The following is a 19,964-nucleotide window of genomic DNA, read 5'->3' as shown; positions in this document are numbered from 1 at the left end:
CGAAATACACAAAAATAAAATTATATTTGCAAATTGAACCTGTCCCGAAATACCGGAGGTCAGCCCGGTAATTAAGGACGTATAACGTTTGCAATGAAGCACATCCGGAATTTTTGTATTATCGCCCATATTGACCACGGTAAAAGTACCCTGGCCGACAGGCTGCTGGACCACACCGGATCGGTTACGGAGAGGGAAAAGCAAGATCAGTTACTCGACAATATGGACCTGGAGCGGGAGCGGGGTATTACCATTAAATCCCACGCCATCCAGATGGAATATGTTCACAAAGGCGAAACCTATATCCTGAATCTTATCGATACGCCCGGGCACGTGGATTTCTCTTATGAAGTATCGCGTTCCATTGCGGCCTGCGAAGGCGCACTTCTCATTGTCGATGCCGCCCAGAGTATACAGGCCCAAACGATTTCCAACCTTTACCTGGCTTTGGAAAACGACCTGGAAATCATTCCGGTACTAAACAAAATAGACCTTCCGAGTGCCAATCCCGAAGAAGTTACCGACGATATCGTAGACCTCCTCGGATGCGATCCGGAAGAAGTAATCCCTGCCAGTGGAAAAACGGGACTCGGGGTTGATAAAATACTCGAAGCCATTATCGAAAAAATTCCACCGCCCAAAGGAAACCCGGAAGAACCCCTTCAGGCTATGATCTTCGATTCGGTATACAACCCTTTCCGTGGTATTGAAGTGATCTTCCGTGTAGTCAACGGTGAGATTACCAAAGGGCAGAAAATAAAGTTCATGGCCACCGGGAAAGAATACTACGCCGACGAGATCGGTACGCTCAAACTCAGCCAGGTTCCTAAAAATGTTATTAAAACAGGAGATGTAGGTTATCTGATTTCCGGCATCAAAGAAGCCCGCGAGGTCAAAGTGGGGGATACCATTACCGATGCCAAAACTCCTACCAAAAATATGATTGCCGGTTTTGAGAACGTAAAACCAATGGTCTTTGCCGGTATTTACCCGGTAGATACCGAAGATTACGAAGAACTGCGGGCTTCTATGGAAAAGCTTCAGCTCAACGATGCTTCACTGGTATTTACCCCAGAGAGTTCGGCTGCACTCGGGTTCGGCTTCCGTTGTGGATTTCTCGGTATGCTCCACATGGAGATCATCCAGGAACGTCTGGAAAGAGAATTTGATATGACGGTAATTACGACCGTACCCAACGTATCGTACCTCGCTTACAGCAAAAAAGAACCGGATACCCCGATCATCGTCAACAACCCTTCCGATCTTCCCGATCCGTCGTCAATGGACAGGGTAGAGGAACCGTATATCAAGGCAACCATCATTACCAAATCCGATTTCGTCGGACCGGTAATGAGTCTTTGTATTGACAAGAGGGGACAAATTACCAATCAGACCTATCTCACCCCGGAGCGGGTAGAGCTCAACTTCGATATTCCGCTGGCGGAAATCGTGTTTGACTTTTACGACAGGTTGAAAACCGTTTCCAAGGGATATGCTTCATTCGATTATTCGCCTATAGGAATGCGTGCGTCCAAACTGGTTAAGGTAGATATCCTGCTCAACGCACAATCTGTCGATGCGCTTTCTGCATTGATTCATGCCGACAACGCATACAACATCGGTAAAAAGATGTGCGAAAAGCTCAAAGAACTCATTCCGCGTCAGCAATTTGATATCCCGATACAGGCCGCCATAGGCGCCAAGATCATCTCCAGAGAAACCATAAAAGCCCTGAGAAAAGACGTAACAGCCAAATGTTACGGAGGAGATATTTCCCGTAAACGAAAACTGCTTGAAAAGCAGAAAAAGGGTAAGAAACGTATGCGCCAGGTGGGTAACGTAGAAATCCCTCAGCAGGCATTTATGGCCGTACTTAAACTCAACGATTAAAATAATACCTGTATTTCATTTTTAATTATCTTTTTTATTTTGTAATTTAATAGGATAAAACATTACTATGTAATGAAATACAGGTTTCTTAAAATATCCGGGATCATCATCTTCATGTTCGGTATTATCGCTTCTACGGTCTATCATACGGCAACAGGAGAAGAGATTCTGTGGCTCGATTTTATTCTGGGTACCATCACCGGAACAGGGGTGGGACTTACCCTTGCACTGATGCCCAAAAGATCCCGTTAATACCTGCTGCTTCCGTAACCATACACTTCTTTCGGTAAGCCAGGCGTATTATTCCTTTGAATTTTATTACCTTGAACTCTCCCGTGGATATCCGGCGGCAAACCTCAAATGTTATTGCTGCAGGTACGGACAACAACATTAATAATACCCTAATAACAACTCGATATGCAATATTCCTACTGGGAAAAATCGGAGTGGCTTTCCGATATTGATTACACCATTATAGGAAGCGGTATTACCGGGCTGAACTGTGCCCTTGCACTCCGCAAAAAATATCCGGAATCCCGAATACGAATTCTCGAAAGGGGGACCATGCCACAGGGTGCAAGTACTAAAAATGCCGGATTCGCCAGTTTCGGAAGCATTTCGGAACTTCTGGACGATCTCAATCATACTTCCGAAGACGATATGGTTTCTCTCGTCGAAAAGCGCTGGAACGGCCTGCAAATGCTCCGTAAGAACATCGGTGATAAAAACATGGAATACTACCAGTTTGGCGGACAGGAAGTATTCCCCGAAGATAATCCTGCTTTCTTTGAGCGTTGCAAAGACAACCTCACACGTATCAATACCATGCTCCGCCCGGTCTTCGGTACCGATGTCTATGCGCTAAAAGATAATATCTTCGGATTTGAAAACACGGGAAAACAATATATTTTCACACCCTTCGAAGGGCAGATCAATACAGGTAAAATGATGCAGGCACTGCTCAGAAAATGTATGGAAAACGATATTCTGATACTTCCCTGTACCGAAGTGGAAGCATTCGAAGATCTCGGCGATAGCGTACAGCTACAAACCCGTAATTTCGACCTGGTCACCCGAAAGCTGTTTCTGGCCACCAACGGTTTTTCTTCACGCCTTTTCAAAGAAGATATCGTACCTGCACGGGCACAGGTTCTTATTACCAGCCCCATTAAAAACCTGCATATCAAAGGCACCTTTCACCTCGACAAAGGGTATTACTACTTTCGCAATGTCGGTGACAGGATATTGCTCGGCGGCGGAAGAAATCTCGATCCCGATCAGGAAACCACCATGGAATTCGGCGAGACCGACCGGATACAAAACCGTCTGGACCAATTGTTGAAAACCGTTATTTTGCCCGGTATTCCCTTCGAAACAGCACACCGGTGGAGTGGTATTATGGGTATGGGAAAGCAAAAAATACCCATAATCAGAGCACTGTCCGATAATGTGTACTGTGGTATACGGCTGGGGGGAATCGGTATTTCCATAGGTACGTGGACAGGAAATCAGCTCGCCGCTTTAAACAGGGAATAAAATGATAGGTAAAGTAGTAAAATTTATCGTAAAATGCATATGCTGGTTTGTTATTGCTTCTGTTTTCGTGGTCCTCGTTCTGAAGTGGTGCCCCGTTTACCTGACCCCGCTAATGCTCATCCGCAGTTTCGAACAGAAACAGGACGGAAAAAACATAGTCATGGAACACGACTGGGTCGCTATAGACCAGATATCCAGGAACCTGCAACTCGCCGTAATATGTAGCGAAGACCAGAATTTTACAGAACATAACGGCTTTGATATCGAAGCCATCGAAAAAGCCTATGAAAATAACCAGAAAGGAAAGCGCATACGAGGTGGCAGTACTATAAGTCAACAAACCGCCAAGAATGTTTTTCTGTGGCCTTCGAGAAGCTGGCTGAGAAAAGGCCTGGAAACATATTTTACCTTCCTCATAGAGCTTTTCTGGAGTAAAGAGCGCATCCTGGAAGTTTACCTCAATTCTATAGAAATGGGAGACGGTATTTACGGTGCGGAAGCAGCGGCGATCTTCTGGTTTAATACTCCTGCCGAAAATCTCAGTAAGACACAGGCTGCGGCAATCGCTGCCATACTACCCAACCCAAGAAAAATGACAGCTCATCCCGCATCGGCCTATATACAGAACAGGATCAACTGGATTACCCGACAAATGGGATATTACGGAAAATTGGAACTGAAATAAAACAATTCCATATAATTCTCCGCATTATTCCCGTATCATGGCAACATGCGGAATACCATCTTCCAGGTAGCCTTCCCCGACTTTGACAAAACCGTGTTTTTCGTAAAACCGCACCAGGTACTGCTGAGCCGATATCTTTATGGCCTGTTCTTTAAAATGAGCCGCAATAGCTTCGATCGAAGCTTTGAGAATATCATGTCCGTAACCGTATTGTCGCTCTTCCGGCCCTACAACCACACGCCCGATACTGGCTTCTTTAAAATACACCCCACCGGGAAATAAACGGGTATAGGCAACCACCTCATTATCCTTTTTACCGATGAGATGTAAGGCACGGGAGTCCTTGCCGTCGATATCCTGGTATACACAATCCTGTTCTACTATAAAAACCTGTGCACGAAGTTGTAATATGGCATACAATTCGTCCAGGCTGAGGTCGTCAAAATATTTTACCGATATGGAAAGCATAATCCGTGTTCATACGAAAAAAGTTCCCCGAAGAGAACTTTTTATATTGTGTTACTATTCTTTAATATCCAATAGACAGGTCAAATTAAGAACATACCGGGATCTTGTCGATTCTGTTCTGGTGTCTTCCGCCTTCGAATTCCGTATTCAGGAATGTTTTTACCATATCCAGCGCCTGGGGTAACGACACAAAACGTGCGGGAATACTCAGTATGTTCGCATTGTTGTGCTCCCTGGCCAGCTCGGTGATCTCTTTGGTCCAGCACAAAGCAGCACGGATACCCTGGTGTTTGTTGGCAGTCATCGAAGCACCGTTACCACTGCCACATATTATAATACCGAAATCCACCATACCTTTTTCCACATCATCAGCTACAGGATGAACAAAATCCGGATAGTCTACACTGGAACTGACATCCGTTCCGTGATTTGTTACCGTAATCCCCATACCTTCGAGGAGTTCCTTTATCGCAAATTTGTATTCCGTGCCCGCATGGTCGTTACCAATGGATATGTTCATCGTATATAGGTTTATGTATTAGAAGCATACAAAGGTACTAAATAAGCCTTTTTTAACGATATAAACAGCCTTGTTAATTCGATTTTATAATTATTTAATTTACAGTTTATTATAACTTAACAAACCATGTTGATATTTATAGATTATTATCTCACAAAATAATTTGCATATATCGGATTATATTGCAATATGGTTTTCTTTCCGTAGAAAGCAAATCATTTCTTTTAAATTTTCTTCGCTGTTTATTAATATTCCGATCGTAGTTATCAACACTTATTAACAGGGCAAATTATTAAAAAAAGACTAGTGTTTACAATTGTTGACAACTGTTAACTACATCCCCTTTTGCAGTAAAAATTAAAGCTTTAGAACCTGCATAAATTGTTAATTACCGGGTATAATTTTTAATAAACACCAAAGTCAAGTTTTCCTTCGAAAATTTACACTACAAGTTAACAGACCATAATAACACCATCAAAAAGTTTTTTTAAAAAAAGAATTAATAATAGTTATTATATCTGTTGTTAACTTCTTTTGGAAAAAGGATACGATGATAAGGGGATATACAGTATAAAAGGAACGGGAGAGATAGCAAATACGATGCGATACCAGAGGTAAAGATAAAGAGACAGAGGCAAGGGCGGAATTTTGTTTGTTAGTGGCGTAGTAATAAAAAAGCAGGTCTTTGAAAATAAATGATTTAAGCAATAGCGTGTTGAAAAGAAAGGCGGAATTCTCTGTGAAATACGGAGGTTATCAACACATGCGGTGCCCCTGAGGATAGAATCAGACGATACGCATAAACGATCTGTTATCGTCCAGGTCCTTGATAATGGCGAGGACCTTTTCGGCATCTTCGCGATGTACTTTAAGCCTGATACCTCCCAGGGCATTGGAATAGAAGGGAGTAAGGTTGATCATGGTTTCATTCTCGAAGACATGAGAGATACCTTCCTCTTCGAGAATATGCCGTAATACGGTATATTCGTGAGGATAGGTGAAAGTAGCCACTACAACGGAATCTTTCATGAAAAAGATTTTAGTTAAAACCATGGGACATACGCCCGATGAATATTATACGCTAATTGCTATAAAATTAAAAAAATAGACGGATATTTGCTAAAATATTTTGGCGTAGACTGCCGCTGTCCTGGTCGCAGTACGTACTTCTCTTTTATCCTCTTTCTGGTCCAGGGAATAATCGATGTATTTTACAAAACAAAGTATTCCCGTGATGAGGATAAGCATAAAAACAGCGGTTATGTTATAAACTTTTTTCAAGAGTACTGTGGTCTTTTGAAATATAAGACGATGATACACAGGAAATGTTACACTCTTTTTAATAAAAATTTAACTTATCCTTACCGGTGAACTACTCCAATTATTATTTGTACTTTTCAACTTTAATAGAAACGATTTTATGTCAAGAAAGAAAAAGCGTGCAGAAAAGCATAAAAAAAATGAAATAACAAAAGGCATTTTTTCTGTACTGGAAAAGAATCCTAACGAATCTTTTAACTATAAACAAATTGCTTCCAAACTCGGAATAACCGACGCCAGCGGAAGAAACCTTCTGATCAAAAAACTGGTACAACTCAAGGAAAAAAAATCTGTAGAAGAGACCGAAAGAGGAAAATACAAGGCGATTCCTTCGCGTAATTATTACAAAGGTGTCTTGGATATGACCAGCAGGGGCAATGGTTATGTGATCTGCGAAGAACTGGATCAGGATGTTTTTATACCTTCCAACATGCTCGGCAAAGCGCTGCACGGTGACGAAGTGGAAGTCTATGTCTTCCCCAATCGCGGAAGGCGCAGCAAAAAGATAGAAGGGGAGATTACCACTATTATTTCCCGTAAGAAAAGTGCCTTTGTAGGGATCGTGCAGATGCAGAAAAATTTTGCATTTGTTATACCTACCGATTTTCGTATGCACACCGATATTTTTGTCCCGAAAAACAAGATCAACGGAGCAGAAAACGGTGATAAGGTTCTGGTAGAGATCACGGACTGGCCGGAAAAGGCCGATTCGCCTTATGGTGAGATTTCTCAGGTGTTCGGAAAACCCGGTGACCACGATACGGAGATCCACGCTATCCTGGCCGAATATGGCTTGCCTTATACCTTTCCACCCGAAGTGGAACACTATGCTAATCAGCTCGATACGTCTATTACCGAAGAGGAGATCGCAAAACGCCGCGATATGCGGGATATTCTGACATTTACCATAGATCCCCGGGATGCCAAGGATTTTGACGATGCCCTGTCGTTCCGTATGCTGGAAAACGGACATTACGAAATAGGTATTCACATTGCCGATGTATCGCACTACGTTGTTCCCGGCACCCTGCTCGACGAAGAAGCCTATAACCGGGCTACTTCCGTATATCTGGTGGACAGAGTGGTACCTATGCTACCTGAAATCCTGTCCAACAATGCCTGTTCGTTGCGACCTCATGAAGAAAAATATACATTTTCGGCAGTTTTCGAGATGAACGATAAGGCCGAGGTACTCCAACAGTGGTTTGGCCGTACCGTGACCTATTCCGACAGAAGATTTGCTTATGAAGAAGCCCAGGCTATACTGGATACCGGAGGTAACGAAATTCCAGCGGAAGTATCCCTTACCGGAGAAGCTTATACCGTGGAAAAAGAAGTTGCCGATGCCGTTATTACGCTCGACAAACTTGCTAAGGTGATGCGCTCCAGGAGAATGCTTCACGGAGCGATTTCGTTTGATAAGGTCGAAGTGAAGTTTAATCTCGATGAAGATAATGTACCTACCGGCGTTTATTTTAAGGAAGCCCGGGATTCCAACAAACTGATCGAGGAATTTATGTTGCTGGCCAATCGTAAGGTAGCGGAGTTCGTAGGAAAGAAAAAACCGGAGAAGACGTTCGTCTATCGGGTACATGACGAACCCAATGAAGATAAATTAATGCAATTACAGGGCGTTATTTCCAAATTCGGATATACGATCAACATGAAGAGCAAAAAGACCATTACGAGCTCTTTGAATGGTTTACTGGCCGAAGTACAGGGAAAGAAAGAACAGAACCTGGTAGATACCCTTACCATACGCACGATGAGCAAGGCCGAATATACCACCCAGAACATAGGGCACTACGGACTTGCATTTGATTACTACACGCACTTTACATCGCCTATACGGAGGTATCCGGATGTTATGGTACACCGGTTGTTGCAACATTACCTGGACGCCGGCGAATCGGCCAAGCAGGAAGAGTACGAAGAGCGTTGCAGACATTCTTCGAGTATGGAGAGTCTTGCTGTGAATGCCGAGCGGGATTCCATCAAGTACATGCAGATCAAGTTTATGCAGGACCATAAGGACGAAGAGTTTCTCGGTGTAATTTCGGGTGTTACCGAGTGGGGGATCTACGTGGAGATCGTAGAGAACAAATGCGAAGGCATGATCCGTACCAGGGATATCAAGGACGACTACTACGTATTCGATGAAAAACAATACGCGCTCGTCGGTGAAGTCACCAAGAATATGTACCAGCTCGGCGATGAAGTAATGGTCAGGGTGAAGAACACCGATCTCGTGAAACGACATCTGGACTTCGATTTACTGGGAAAAGCCGAAGAATAGCGATACCTTTGGAATAATTATTGCCCCGGATAATTCGTAATTTTGTATTCATCAAAAAAAAACAGACTTATGAAAAGGATATTTTTTGCGTTGTTTCTTTTAACGACCATTACAGGAATCGCACAGGAAAATATAACCAAAGAGACCGGAAAATTCGATGAGGTCAAAGTATTTGACGGTATTTCGGCACAACTCATTCCTTCTTCGGAAAACAAGGTAATTATATCGGGTGAGGATGCTTCCGAAGTGAGTATTGTTAACAACAACGGTATTCTAAAGGTGAGGATGCAACTGAAAAAAGCATTCAGCGGGCACAAGACTTTCGTAGAGATACACTACAACCAGAAGCTCAGCCTTATCGATGTCAATGAAAACGCCTTTATATCCTCTCCGGAGACTTTCCAACAGATCAACCTCGAATTGAGGGCACAGGAAGGCGGAGAGATCGATATAGATATTGCTGTGGAGAAATTAAAGACCAGAGCGGTAACAGGAGGAATAATAGAAGTCAAAGGAAAGGCTAAAAATCAGGAAGTGAAGATCAATACGGGCGGACAGTTTGACGGAAAATCGCTGGATACCGAACAAACAACCGTCAATGTCAATGCTGGCGGAAGTGCCGATGTCAATGCTTCCGAATACGTAGAGGCCAAAGTAAAGGCCGGTGGTACCATAAAAATATTCGGAAATCCTAAAGTTATAGATAAACAGACTTTCCTGGGCGGAAAAATATTAGAACAATAAACCGGACGTGATGCAGGATATACTGGCTGCTATTCCGTGGGGAATATTACTTGCTTTTACCATAGGGCCTGTCTTCTTTGTACTTCTGGAAACCAGTGCTATCAAAGGGATCAGGGCCGGGGTCGTATTCGATCTCGGTGTAGTGACCAGTGATGTCGTCTTTATTCTCGTAGCTTATTTCAGTACCAATCAGATCCTGGAAAAACTCAAGGACGATCCTGCACTTTTTATTTTCGGAGGTGTATTACTGCTGTGTTACGGAGTGATTTCGTATTTGAAAATCCGTAGAGATTTTAAAAGAAATGAAGATAACCTGGAAGATTTCGTCATCCCGAAAAAAAATTACATGGCGTTGTACATAAAGGGTTTTCTTCTCAATTTTATCAATATAGGAGTACTCGGTTTCTGGTTGGGAATTATCATTGTTTTCGGGCCGAAGCTGGATATGGAACCGGACAGGATCATTACTTTTTTTGCATCCATCATCATTACCTATCTCGTGGTAGACGGTATAAAAATAGTACTGGCCAAACAACTCAAGGGAAAACTGACACCACGGCGTATTTATAAAGTAAAGCGCGTTATCAGTATAGTTCTGATGGTTTTTGGATTGGCCCTGATCATACAGGGAGTTTTCCCGCAGGAGAAGGAAAAAATCAAGGAGGCCATAGAGGATATCCGAAATAAATAACGGGTTACCGGGATGCCAGGAAATCATCTTTCCCGGAGGATGCCGGGAACTCCGTACGGACCGTCGTATGTTTTCGGAAACCTGTTTAAAGTTATGCCGGGCAGGACGTGTATCTGCTCATATCATAAGGCTGAAATTCAGCGTTTGTCCCACAGTTTTTCGTAAAGATACGTTATAGGTGAAATGCCTCAAAAAGAATTAATTTGATTGGGTAACCCAATAAAAAAACGTCTGAAATTTTTCAGACGTTTTTTGCAGAGGCACCGAGCGGATTCGAACCGCTGTACAAGGTTTTGCAGACCTCTGCCTAGCCACTCGGCCACGGTGCCATACTTTATGGACGGCAAATCTACTAATTTATTTTTTAAATCAAATACATTCTTCGGGGGAATTCCCCGTATAGCCATTACAATTCCTTTTGTATCCTGTGCCGGCTTCTTTCGAGGGTCATGGAAATGGTCACCATTTCGACATTACCACCTATGGGCGGATTGATTTTGGATACCTCTACGGTAGCTTCTTCGGTGATGGCTATTTCGTCGAAAATGCGATCGAGGATACGCCTGGCTACATGTTCGAGTAACTTGGAACGGATAGCCATTTCTTCCTTGACAATACGATTGATATGTACATAATCTACCGTGTCTGCCAGGTGATCCGAATCTGCAGAAGGTTGCAGATTGGCTTTTACGGCTACATCCACGCGATAGTCGCTGCCTATTTTTCCTTCTTCGACCAGGCATCCGTGGTAAGCATAGGCCCGGATATTGTGTAATTTTATAATTCCCATGGTTTCCTTTAAAAAGGCAAAAATAAGGCTATTCCCCGCAAACGCAAAAGGATATGGAGAGGAGGACTGTACATTTTGGGACGTACCCCCTGTCAGGTTTCAAAACTTGACGTATTTTTGCAGTAAAAGAACCGCAATTATCATGTCGGAAAAAGAAAAGTCGCTCAATTTTTTAGAGCATATCATAGAAGAAGATATCAGGAAGGGCTTCCCGAAGAAAGATCTCAGATTCCGTTTTCCGCCGGAACCCAACGGGTATCTTCATATCGGTCATGCCAGTTCCATTTGTCTTAACTTCGGATTGGGAGAAGAATATAAGGCGCCCGTAAACCTTCGTTTTGACGATACAAACCCGGAAAAGGAAGAGCAGGAATATGTAGATGCCATCAAAAAAGATGTGGAATGGCTCGGATATGAATGGGACAGGGAATGCTATGCTTCCGATTATTTCCAGCAGTTATACGATTGGGCGGTAGCGCTTATAAAGAAAGGAAAGGCTTATGTAGACAGTCAGGCTTCCGAAGCTATAGCAGCACAGAAAGGAACCCCGACAAGGGCAGGAGAAGACAGCCCTTATCGCAATCGCTCCGTAGCAGAGAACCTCGACCTTTTCGAACGTATGCGAAAAGGGGAATTCCGTTCGGGAGAGCATGTGTTACGGGCAAAGATCGACATGGCTTCATCCAACATGCTCATGCGCGATCCCATTATGTACCGTATACTGCATCGCAGCCATCACCGGACCGGGAATGACTGGCCCATTTATCCTATGTACGACTGGACGCACGGAGAAAGCGATTATATAGAACAGGTATCGCATTCGTTCTGTACGCTCGAATTTGCCATGCACAGGGAGTTGTATGAATGGTTTCTGGATAATGTATATGACAGGGAGAAAGTTAAGCCGAAACAGCGTGAATTTGCCCGGCGTAACCTGAGCCATACCATAGTGAGCAAGCGAAAGCTTCTCAAACTTGTGGAAGAGGGTGTTGTCAGTGGCTGGGACGATCCGAGAATGCCTACCATCTCCGGATTGCGAAGAAGGGGATATACGGCGGATTCCATTCGGAATTTTGCCAACACCGTAGGAATAGCAAAACGGGAAAATCTCGTGGACGTTTCCTTGCTGGAGTTCTGTATTCGCGAGGATCTCAATAAGAAAGCACCACGGGTGATGGCCGTACTTGATCCGGTAAAAGTAATTATCACCAACTATCCGGAGGGACAGGAAGAATGGCTCGATGCGGAAAATAACCCGGAAGACGAAGCTGCCGGATTTCGCAAGGTACCGTTTTCAAGAGAAATATATATCGAAAGGGAAGACTTCAGGGAAGAAGCCAACCGCAAATTTTTCCGCCTCAAACTCGGAGGTGAAGTGCGGTTGAAAAACGCGTATATCATCAAGGCCGAAGACTGCGTCAAAGATCAGGAAGGAAATATCACGGAGATCCTTTGTACGTATGACGAACTTAGTAAGAGTGGTAGCGGAACAGAAGAAAGTATGCGTAAGGTAAAAGGAACGCTGCACTGGGTATCCGTACCTCATGCCATAGAAGCCGAAGTACGCATCTATGACCGTTTGTTTACCGATCCGGAACCCGATGGTCATAAAGACAAGGATTTTATGGATTTTATCAATCCCGATTCCCTGCACGTTACCAGGGGGTATCTGGAACCATCACTGAAAGATGCCGCTCCCGAAGAGCGATACCAGTTTCAGAGACTCGGATATTTCTGTGTAGATAAGGAATCTTCGGCCGATAAGCCGGTATTCAACAAGACAGTAGGTTTACGGGATACCTGGGCGAAAATTCAGGAAAAGGATTGAGACAGCGGTAAAAAACAGAAGCGTTTACAAAGCGCCTATTTTTTCCATAATAAGTTCGGATTGCGTGGTATTACGGAATCCGAACTTTTTGTATAACAAGTGGGCATCAAGAGTTTTTAGTCCCCATTTTTCTATACTCTTCAGTTCGGGATGTTCCATGAGATTTTTGAGCAGTAGTTTTCCGAGACCGTTCTTCCGGTATTCCGGCACTACAAATACATCCATAATCCAGCCGAATACGGCATAATCGGTAACCACCCGGGCAAATCCGGCCTGTTGGCCCTTTTCCGTATATACACCAAAGCACATGGAATGGGCAATGGAGCGTTCTACGATTTCCCGGTTCCTTCCTTTAGCCCAATACGATTTGTTGCGAAGAAAGTCCGTGATGAGATCAATATCCAGGAGCGATTTGTCCGTCGAGACAAAAAAGGAATTTTCTTCGGAGGTAGGGATATTTGATGAATCTATGGTTTTGATCATCCTGATTGTAAATAATTATTATTGAGAAAAACTATATATAGAGCGTAGTGTATTATGTTCGGCAATCAAAAACGACCCTCATTATTCCGGTTTAAAAGAAGATCGTTTTTGATCCGATGAACGTTATATCCGGCACTTTAAAATGGCCTTAAAAGGCTTTATTTTAGTTTTTATCCGAAATTAGCGGGTATCACCATTGTCGGACTTTCCTTTGGTCTTAGAACTCTTTTTCATGGCTTCACCGATCTGGTTACTGGTAGCAAATGCGGCTACCATATTGTTGAGCATGTCTGTTCCGGCCTGTGGTGAATTCGGTAACAATATCAGGTTGCTGTTGGTTTCTTCTCCGATAGATTGCAGCGTGTCGTAATGTTGTGTAACCACGATCAGGGCGGAAGCTTCCTGCGAATTGATACCTACCCGGTTCAGGACTTCTACGGATTCTTCGAGACCCCTGGCAATTTCCCTTCGCTGATCGGCAATACCCTGTCCCTGTAGACGCTTGCTTTCTGCTTCTGCTTTTGCTTTTTCAACAATACGGATGCGTTCCGCATCGCCGTCGAACTGAGCCGCTATCTTCTCGCGTTCTGCGGCATTGATACGGTTCATGGCCGATTTCACCTGTGCATCCGGATCGATATCCGTAACCAGGGTTTTTATAATATCATAACCGTATTCGAGCATGGCATCCTGCAATTCGCCCTTAACCGCAATAGCGATATCGTCTTTCTTGACAAAGACATCGTCCAGTTTCATTTTCGGTACCTCGGCCCGTACCACATCAAATACATAGCTGGTGATCTGGTCATGCGGGTATTCCAGTTTGTAAAAGGCCTCATAGACCTTGTCACGGATAACCACATATTGTACCGACACTTTGAGTTTTACGAATACGTCATCGAGCGTTTTGGTTTCCACAATAACATCGAGTTGCTGTATTTTAAGGCTCACCCTTCCGGAAATGCGGTCTACCAAAGGAATTTTGAGTTGTAAGCCCGAATGGCGGATGCTTTCGAAACGTCCGAAACGTTCCACGATCACTGCTGTTTGTTGTTTTACCACAAAAAAAGCAGAAATAAAAATGATAATGGCAAAGAATATTACCGGATACAAAATAAAACTCATAGGAGTAATTTTTAATAGATTAATTATTTGTCAATATACATAAAAAAACCTCATAGCTTACATAAAACTATGAGGTTGATTTTTTGATGATGATGGTATAAAGTTATTATGCCAGGCGATCTATAGCTTTTCGGATACGGTTGAGGGTTTCCTCCTTACCGAGGATTTCGGTAATATCAAAAATATGCGGACCTTTCATTTCTCCGACGAGGGCAAGCCGTAACGGAGGCATAATTTGCCCGAAGCCGTAATTGTTGTCGGCAATCCAGCTCTTTACATTTGCTTCTGCCTTTGCGGAAGAAAAGTCGTCAAGACCTTCCAATATACCGAGGAGCTGTTGCATAAGCCCGGAAGTATCTGCTTTCCACTGTTTTTTCGAAGCTTTTGCATCATAAGCTTTCGGTGCTTCAAAGAAGAAAGAAGTCTGTTCCCAGAGGTCACTCACGAAAGTAGCTCTTTCCTTAACCAGTGAGACTATTCTGGAAAGGGGCAGGGAAGTACGGATCTGTTTTTCGATGAGTATTTCCGAAAAAGCGGCAGCCAGTTCTTCGTCATTTTTTTCCTGTAGGTAATGATGGTTGAACCATTTGATCTTTTCCGGATCGAAGCGCGCACCGGATTTATGTACCCGTTCCAGTTCGAAAGCCTGTACCAGTTCGTCCTTACTGAAAATTTCCTGTTCCGTACCCGGGTTCCATCCCAGCATGGCCAGAAAATTCAGTACGGCTTCCGGAAAATATCCGTCTTCACGGTATCCGCGGGAGATATCTCCGGTGGAAGGATCCTGCCATTGCAGGGGAAATACCGGAAAACCGAGTTTGTCCCCATCCCTTTTGCTGAGTTTTCCTTTTCCTGTAGGTTTCAGGATCAGCGGAAGATGTGCAAACCGGGGAGCTTCCCAGGAGAAGGCACGATAAAGCAATACGTGAAGGGCAAGCGATGGTAACCATTCTTCACCCCTTATCACATGAGTGATCTCCATAAGATGATCGTCGACGATATTGGCCAGGTGATAGGTGGGCATACCATCACTTTTAAAAAGCACTTTGTCGTCGAGGATGTTGGTATCAATAGTGATTTCACCACGGATGAGATCCTGGAGATGAAGCATTTCGTTTTCGGGAGATCTGAAACGAATGACAAAATCTTCGCCTGCATCCAGTTTTTTCTTCGTTTCCTCTTCGGATAGAGCCAAAGAGTTATTCAGTTTACTCCGGTTATGCCAGTTGTAAATAAAGGTCTTTCCCTCACTCTCGTGTTCACTTCGGTACGTATCGAGTTCCTCCGCCGTATCAAAGGCGTAATATGCCATACCGTTGGCAATGAGCTGATCGGCATAATCTTTATACAAGTGTTTGCGTTCGCTTTGGCGGTAGGGGCCGAAACCTTTGTCTTTTCCTATACCTTCGTCAAAAGGAATACCACACCACTGCAAAGCTTCCGTAATGTAGCTTTCCGCGCCTTCCACATAACGGTTCTGATCCGTATCTTCTATACGCAATATAAAATCTCCGCCGTGTTTTTTGGCAAAGAGATAATTGAACAAAGCAGTGCGGACACCACCTATATGTAAGGGCCCTGTAGGGCTGGGCGCAAAACGTACGCGAACTTTTTTTGTCATTTCTTACAGGTTTGAATCGCAAATTTAAGGGTTTCTCCAGAAGCCGCAAATTACAGTTGGTACTATAGAAAAAATTGTAATTTTATAGGTTATAACGAAATGATGGTCAGGCGAAGGATTTTCGCCGGGCAAAACACCGGAATGTAGTATGCAGGGATTAGAAAACATAAGATATAAACTTCAGGCCTTTATCAGGAAATACTATATAAACGAACTTATTAAAGGGCTGTTGCTGTTTACTGCAACGGGGTTACTTTACCTGATAGCTACGTTACTCGTGGAACATTTTTTGTGGTTAGGAACTTTCGGGCGAACCGTATTGTTCTGGTTGTTCGTAGGGGTAGAGCTGTTCCTGCTCTACAAATTTATCGCCATTCCCATATTGCAGCTGTTGCGTATACGTAAGGGGATAGATGATAAAGAAGCTTCAGGTATCATAGGACGATACTTCCCGGAAGTAGGGGATAAGCTGCTCAACGTATTGCAACTTTCTGACGAAAGTAAACTCCCGGGGAATAATAATGAACTGCTGCTGGCAGGTATAGCGCAAAAATCTGCCGAACTTCAGCCCTTTCCCTTCCATATTGCAGTCGATTTCCGGGGAAACCTCAGGTATGTAAAGTATGCCCTGATCCCCGTAGTGCTGATCGTTATCGTATGGGTTAGTGGTAATATTAATTGGTTTTCAGATAGTTATAAAAGAGTAGTGCATTACAGGGAAGCGTATGAACCACCAGCTCCTTTCCGTTTTTTTGTCATCAATAACCAACTGCGTGGCATAGAGGGAAAGCCTTTTGAAATCGAAGTAAAAACTTCCGGTGACGTGGTTCCGGAAGATGTTGAAATACACTTTAAGAATGAGAATTACTTTATGCGGAAGGATGCTCCCGGAAGCTTTCGTTATGAATTCAGGAGACCGGAGGAGAATACCGTCTTTTATCTTTCGGCCAATGGAGTACGATCCAGGCCTTATACCCTGGAGATCGTAGCTACCCCGGTTATGACAGCTTTTGAGATGTACCTTCGATATCCCGGATATTTACACCGGAGTCCGGATACCTTAACCGGAACAGGAAATGCGAGAGTCCCCGAGGGTACCGAAATCACCTGGAGATTGAACACGAAGAACACTGCCGGGGTGAGATGGGTATCACAGGATTCCGTTATGCATTTCCGGGAACTATCCAGAGATGCGGAAGGCATAACTTTCGATGGCTCCATGCGTATGTTCCACGATACGGATTACGAGATTACAACGGGAAATAAAGCCCTACCGGATTATGAGTCGCTCGGTTTTGGTATATCCGTTATCAAAGACGAATATCCGGAGATTGAAGTAAAGCAGATCCGGGATTCGTTAAAGACCTCCGGGCAGTATTTTGCCGGGCAGGTGTCGGACGATTACGGCTTATCCGGACTTTCCATAAACTATTATCCGGAAGGGGAAGAAGAGGCTGTGCAAACCAGTAAAATCCCTATGAATACAGCGTCTAATGTGCATAGGTTTGTGAGCGTTTTTCCGGCCGATCTCGACCTGAAGGAGGGGATCAATTATATGATATATTTCGAGGTTCGGGACAATGATGCGTTACATGGAGGGAAAGCGGTAAAGTCCGGCTTGTTTAGTTACCGCGTACGTACGGTACAGGAGTTGGAGAAGGAAAACATGGAGCAGCAGAAAAATGCAATCCGTTCGATGGAACGGTCTATGGAGGAGATGAAGGATCAGAGGCAAGAGCTGAAAGAGATTAATACGCTCAATATGGAAAAAGAGCGGAAGTCTTTTAGTGAACGGCAAAAGATAGACAACTTTCTGGAACGCCAGCTGCAACAGGAAAAGATTATGCAACGGTTCACAAAAGAATTGGAAGAACGTCTCGATGAAGCCCCTTCTGCGGAAGATGAGCAGGCCAGAAAGCTGCTTGAAGAACGGTTGGAAAGACAGCGTGAAGAATTGCAAAAGAATGAGAAGTTGCTTGAGGAATTAAAGGAAGTTGCGGATAAGATCAACCAGGAAGATATGGCGAGGCGTTTGGAGAAGTTATCAAAATCCAAACAGAACAGCAGGAAAAACCTGGAGCAGGTATTAGAGCTGACCAAACGGTATTACGTAAGCCAGAACGCAGAACGTTTGCGACAGGAATTGGAAAGGCTGGCGAAGGAACAGGACAAAGCTGCGGAAGATGAGAAAGAAGAGGAGCAGTCCGCTGAAAAAGGACAGGAGGATAAAACGGGAGCACAGGAGGAATTGAATAAAAAATTCGATGAGCACAGGAAGGAGATGGAAGAATTGGATAAGGATAATAAGGCATTAAAAAAACCTATGGATATCGGAAGAGATGAGAAGAAGGAAGAAGCGGTTTCGGACGATCAACAGAAAGCATTGGAGGACATCAAAGAAGATAAGCAGGAGGAAGCCAAAAAGAAGCAGAAAGGGGCGGCACAAAAAATGAGGCAGATGGGGGAGACGATGAAATCGAATATGCAGGGAGGTGCATCGGATAATGATATGGAGGATGCTGAAGTATTAAGGCAAATCCTGAAAAACCTCGTTTCTTTCTCCTTTGAGCAGGAGTCACTGATGAAGGTGGTAGAAGATATGAGGCCGGATCATCCTGCACTTTCGCAAAGTTTACGCAGACAACACAACCTGAAAGAGATGTTTATGCATATCGATGATAGTATTTTTGCGCTTTCTTTGCGAAGGCCCGAACTTTCGGAGCAGGTGAATAAGGAAGTTACGGAAGCGCATTTTTATCTCGATAAAAGTATAGAACAGTTGTCCGATAATGAAATTTACCGCGGAGCATCGAGTCAGCATTACACCTTTACAGCTGCCAATAACCTCGCTGCCCTGCTCAGTAAGATTCTGGATAATCTGCAACAGAATATGGGTATGGGACAGGGGTCCGGAGATAACGAGATGCAGTTACCTGACATTATCCAGGGACAGGAGGAATTGAACGAAAAAATGAAGAATGCGATGGATGGAAAAGGGTCACCTCAAGAAGGTGAGGAAGGGGAGAAAAGGGAAGGGAACGGCCAGGGAGAAGACGGAGATTCCGAAGCGCTTTTTGAAATCTATAAGGAGCAACAGATGCTTCGCGAAGCGTTGCGAAAGCAATTGGAAAAGCAGGGAGGTTCCGGAAACGGAAAGGATAAAATGCTCCGTGAGATGGAACGCGTTGAAGACGAATTGTTGAAAAAGGGGATGAACCGTGAGACGATGAAGCGCATGCAAAAATTGCAATACGAACTGTTGAAGTTAAAAGAAGGCATCAGGGAACAGGGAACCGAGGAGAGAAGGGAGAGTCGAACCAACACCAAAGAATATGCCCCGGGGCAGGAGGGAAGCATTCCCGGACTTGACGAATATTTACAGGGGATGGAAATATTAAACAGACAAGTATTACCTTTGCGGCAAATTTATAAAGAGAAAGTAAAAGCGTATTTTAAGAAGGATGATTAACTTTCATTACGAACTGGAATTTGCCCTGGAGGACGAATGCAAGTATGCCGATTGGTTAGAGCAGGTTATAATCTCTGAAGAGAAACAGCCCGGAGAGATCAGTTATATATTCTGCGATGATGAAAACCTGTTAACCCTTAACCGTAAATATCTGGATCATGATACACTGACCGATATTATAAGCTTCGATTATACGGAAGGGACCATGATACATGGCGATATATATATATCGGTAGAAAGAGTAAGGGAGAATGCGGAGGATTTCAATGTGAATTTCGCAGATGAATTAAGACGCGTAATGGTACATGGGGTATTGCATTATTGCGGTTATAAGGATAAATCTCCGGAAGAGGAGAAGCTGATGAGGGCTAAGGAAGAAGAAAAAATGAAGATGTTCCACGTGGAACAATAGAAAGAAGCGAGATATAAAGACGCTATTGTTCCACGTGGAACAAAGTGTTTCTATATAATGAAAAGAATAAGCAATAACAGTAATAA

General features: G+C 43.8%; 18 protein-coding genes and 1 tRNA gene. 10 read left to right on the top strand and 9 right to left on the bottom strand.

Features of this window, described 5'->3' with window-relative positions:
* The first annotated feature begins 93 nt into the window (after nt 1-93).
* The 4 genes from lepA to mtgA all read left to right on the top strand — a co-directional run bounded on the left by lepA (nt 94) and on the right by mtgA (nt 4,111).
* Complete coding sequence (gene lepA, locus BT112_RS14870) at nt 94-1,890, top strand: translation elongation factor 4 (RefSeq protein ID WP_072318178.1); 1,797 nt, start codon at nt 94-96, stop codon at nt 1,888-1,890.
* A 72-nt stretch (nt 1,891-1,962) separates the two neighbouring features.
* On the top strand, nt 1,963-2,142 hold the full coding sequence (locus tag BT112_RS14865; RefSeq protein ID WP_072318177.1) for a hypothetical protein: 180 nt from the start codon (nt 1,963-1,965) through the stop codon (nt 2,140-2,142).
* Nucleotides 2,143-2,307: 165 nt separating this feature from the next.
* A complete protein-coding gene (locus BT112_RS14860) occupies nt 2,308-3,426 on the top strand; it encodes an NAD(P)/FAD-dependent oxidoreductase (RefSeq protein WP_072318176.1) in 1,119 nt (372 codons plus the stop codon).
* Nucleotide 3,427: 1 nt separating this feature from the next.
* Nucleotides 3,428-4,111, top strand: coding sequence for a monofunctional biosynthetic peptidoglycan transglycosylase (gene mtgA, locus BT112_RS14855; RefSeq protein WP_072318175.1), 684 nt, complete (start codon nt 3,428-3,430; stop codon nt 4,109-4,111).
* A gap of 24 nt (nt 4,112-4,135) precedes the next feature.
* On the opposite strand, the gene BT112_RS14850 is transcribed toward mtgA, so the two are convergent.
* The 4 genes from BT112_RS14850 to BT112_RS21885 all read right to left on the bottom strand — a co-directional run bounded on the left by BT112_RS14850 (nt 4,136) and on the right by BT112_RS21885 (nt 6,380).
* Nucleotides 4,136-4,579, bottom strand: a complete 444-nt coding sequence (locus BT112_RS14850) for a GNAT family N-acetyltransferase (RefSeq protein ID WP_072318174.1) — start codon at nt 4,577-4,579, stop codon at nt 4,136-4,138.
* Nucleotides 4,580-4,664: 85 nt separating this feature from the next.
* Nucleotides 4,665-5,099, bottom strand: a complete 435-nt coding sequence (rpiB, locus tag BT112_RS14845; protein ID WP_072318173.1) for a ribose 5-phosphate isomerase B — start codon at nt 5,097-5,099, stop codon at nt 4,665-4,667.
* Nucleotides 5,100-5,885: 786 nt separating this feature from the next.
* Entirely contained in the window at nt 5,886-6,128 is a 243-nt protein-coding gene (locus tag BT112_RS14840; RefSeq protein ID WP_072318172.1) for a putative signal transducing protein, read from the bottom strand.
* A 90-nt stretch (nt 6,129-6,218) separates the two neighbouring features.
* Nucleotides 6,219-6,380, bottom strand: a complete 162-nt coding sequence (locus BT112_RS21885) for a hypothetical protein (protein ID WP_175545801.1) — start codon at nt 6,378-6,380, stop codon at nt 6,219-6,221.
* Between the two features lie 139 nt (nt 6,381-6,519).
* On the opposite strand from BT112_RS21885, the gene rnr reads away from it, so the two are divergent.
* The 3 genes from rnr (at nt 6,520) to BT112_RS14825 (ending at nt 10,150) form a co-directional block, all read left to right on the top strand.
* Complete coding sequence (gene rnr / locus BT112_RS14835; protein ID WP_072318171.1) at nt 6,520-8,715, top strand: ribonuclease R; 2,196 nt, start codon at nt 6,520-6,522, stop codon at nt 8,713-8,715.
* A 69-nt stretch (nt 8,716-8,784) separates the two neighbouring features.
* A complete protein-coding gene (locus tag BT112_RS14830; protein ID WP_072318170.1) occupies nt 8,785-9,459 on the top strand; it encodes a head GIN domain-containing protein in 675 nt (224 codons plus the stop codon).
* 7 nt (nt 9,460-9,466) lie between these two features.
* Nucleotides 9,467-10,150 (top strand): LysE family translocator, encoded by a 684-nt coding sequence (locus tag BT112_RS14825; protein ID WP_072318169.1) that lies wholly within the window; start codon nt 9,467-9,469, stop codon nt 10,148-10,150.
* A gap of 258 nt (nt 10,151-10,408) precedes the next feature.
* Here the strand turns inward: BT112_RS14825 and BT112_RS14820 are convergent.
* A tRNA-Cys gene (locus BT112_RS14820) sits at nt 10,409-10,479 on the bottom strand.
* A 77-nt stretch (nt 10,480-10,556) separates the two neighbouring features.
* Nucleotides 10,557-10,940 (bottom strand): dihydroneopterin aldolase, encoded by a 384-nt coding sequence (gene folB, locus BT112_RS14815; RefSeq protein ID WP_072318168.1) that lies wholly within the window; start codon nt 10,938-10,940, stop codon nt 10,557-10,559.
* A 142-nt stretch (nt 10,941-11,082) separates the two neighbouring features.
* On the opposite strand from folB, the gene BT112_RS14810 reads away from it, so the two are divergent.
* Nucleotides 11,083-12,768, top strand: coding sequence for a glutamine--tRNA ligase/YqeY domain fusion protein (locus tag BT112_RS14810; RefSeq protein WP_072318167.1), 1,686 nt, complete (start codon nt 11,083-11,085; stop codon nt 12,766-12,768).
* Between the two features lie 24 nt (nt 12,769-12,792).
* On the opposite strand, the gene BT112_RS14805 is transcribed toward BT112_RS14810, so the two are convergent.
* The 3 genes from BT112_RS14805 to gltX form a co-directional block, all read right to left on the bottom strand.
* On the bottom strand, nt 12,793-13,251 hold the full coding sequence (locus BT112_RS14805; protein ID WP_072318166.1) for a GNAT family N-acetyltransferase: 459 nt from the start codon (nt 13,249-13,251) through the stop codon (nt 12,793-12,795).
* 180 nt (nt 13,252-13,431) lie between these two features.
* Nucleotides 13,432-14,376 carry an SPFH domain-containing protein gene (locus BT112_RS14800; RefSeq protein ID WP_072318165.1) on the bottom strand — a complete coding sequence of 315 codons (945 nt, stop codon included), beginning with the start codon at nt 14,374-14,376 and terminating at the stop codon, nt 13,432-13,434.
* Between the two features lie 106 nt (nt 14,377-14,482).
* Complete coding sequence (gene gltX, locus BT112_RS14795) at nt 14,483-15,997, bottom strand: glutamate--tRNA ligase (protein ID WP_072318164.1); 1,515 nt, start codon at nt 15,995-15,997, stop codon at nt 14,483-14,485.
* Between the two features lie 148 nt (nt 15,998-16,145).
* On the opposite strand from gltX, the gene BT112_RS14790 reads away from it, so the two are divergent.
* Nucleotides 16,146-19,466: a DUF4175 family protein gene (locus tag BT112_RS14790; RefSeq protein ID WP_072318163.1), complete on the top strand. Its 3,321-nt coding sequence runs from the start codon at nt 16,146-16,148 to the stop codon at nt 19,464-19,466.
* Complete coding sequence (gene ybeY, locus BT112_RS14785) at nt 19,459-19,878, top strand: rRNA maturation RNase YbeY (RefSeq protein WP_072318162.1); 420 nt, start codon at nt 19,459-19,461, stop codon at nt 19,876-19,878. Before BT112_RS14790 ends, ybeY begins: the two co-directional genes overlap by 8 nt.
* Nucleotides 19,879-19,964: the final 86 nt, after the last annotated feature.

Origin of the sequence: Sinomicrobium oceani (genome assembly GCF_900119185.1) — a bacterium.
Classification (GTDB): domain Bacteria; phylum Bacteroidota; class Bacteroidia; order Flavobacteriales; family Flavobacteriaceae; genus Sinomicrobium; species Sinomicrobium oceani.
Note: the sequence above shows the minus strand (reverse complement) of the source record. Positions and strands in the feature narration are given on the sequence as shown.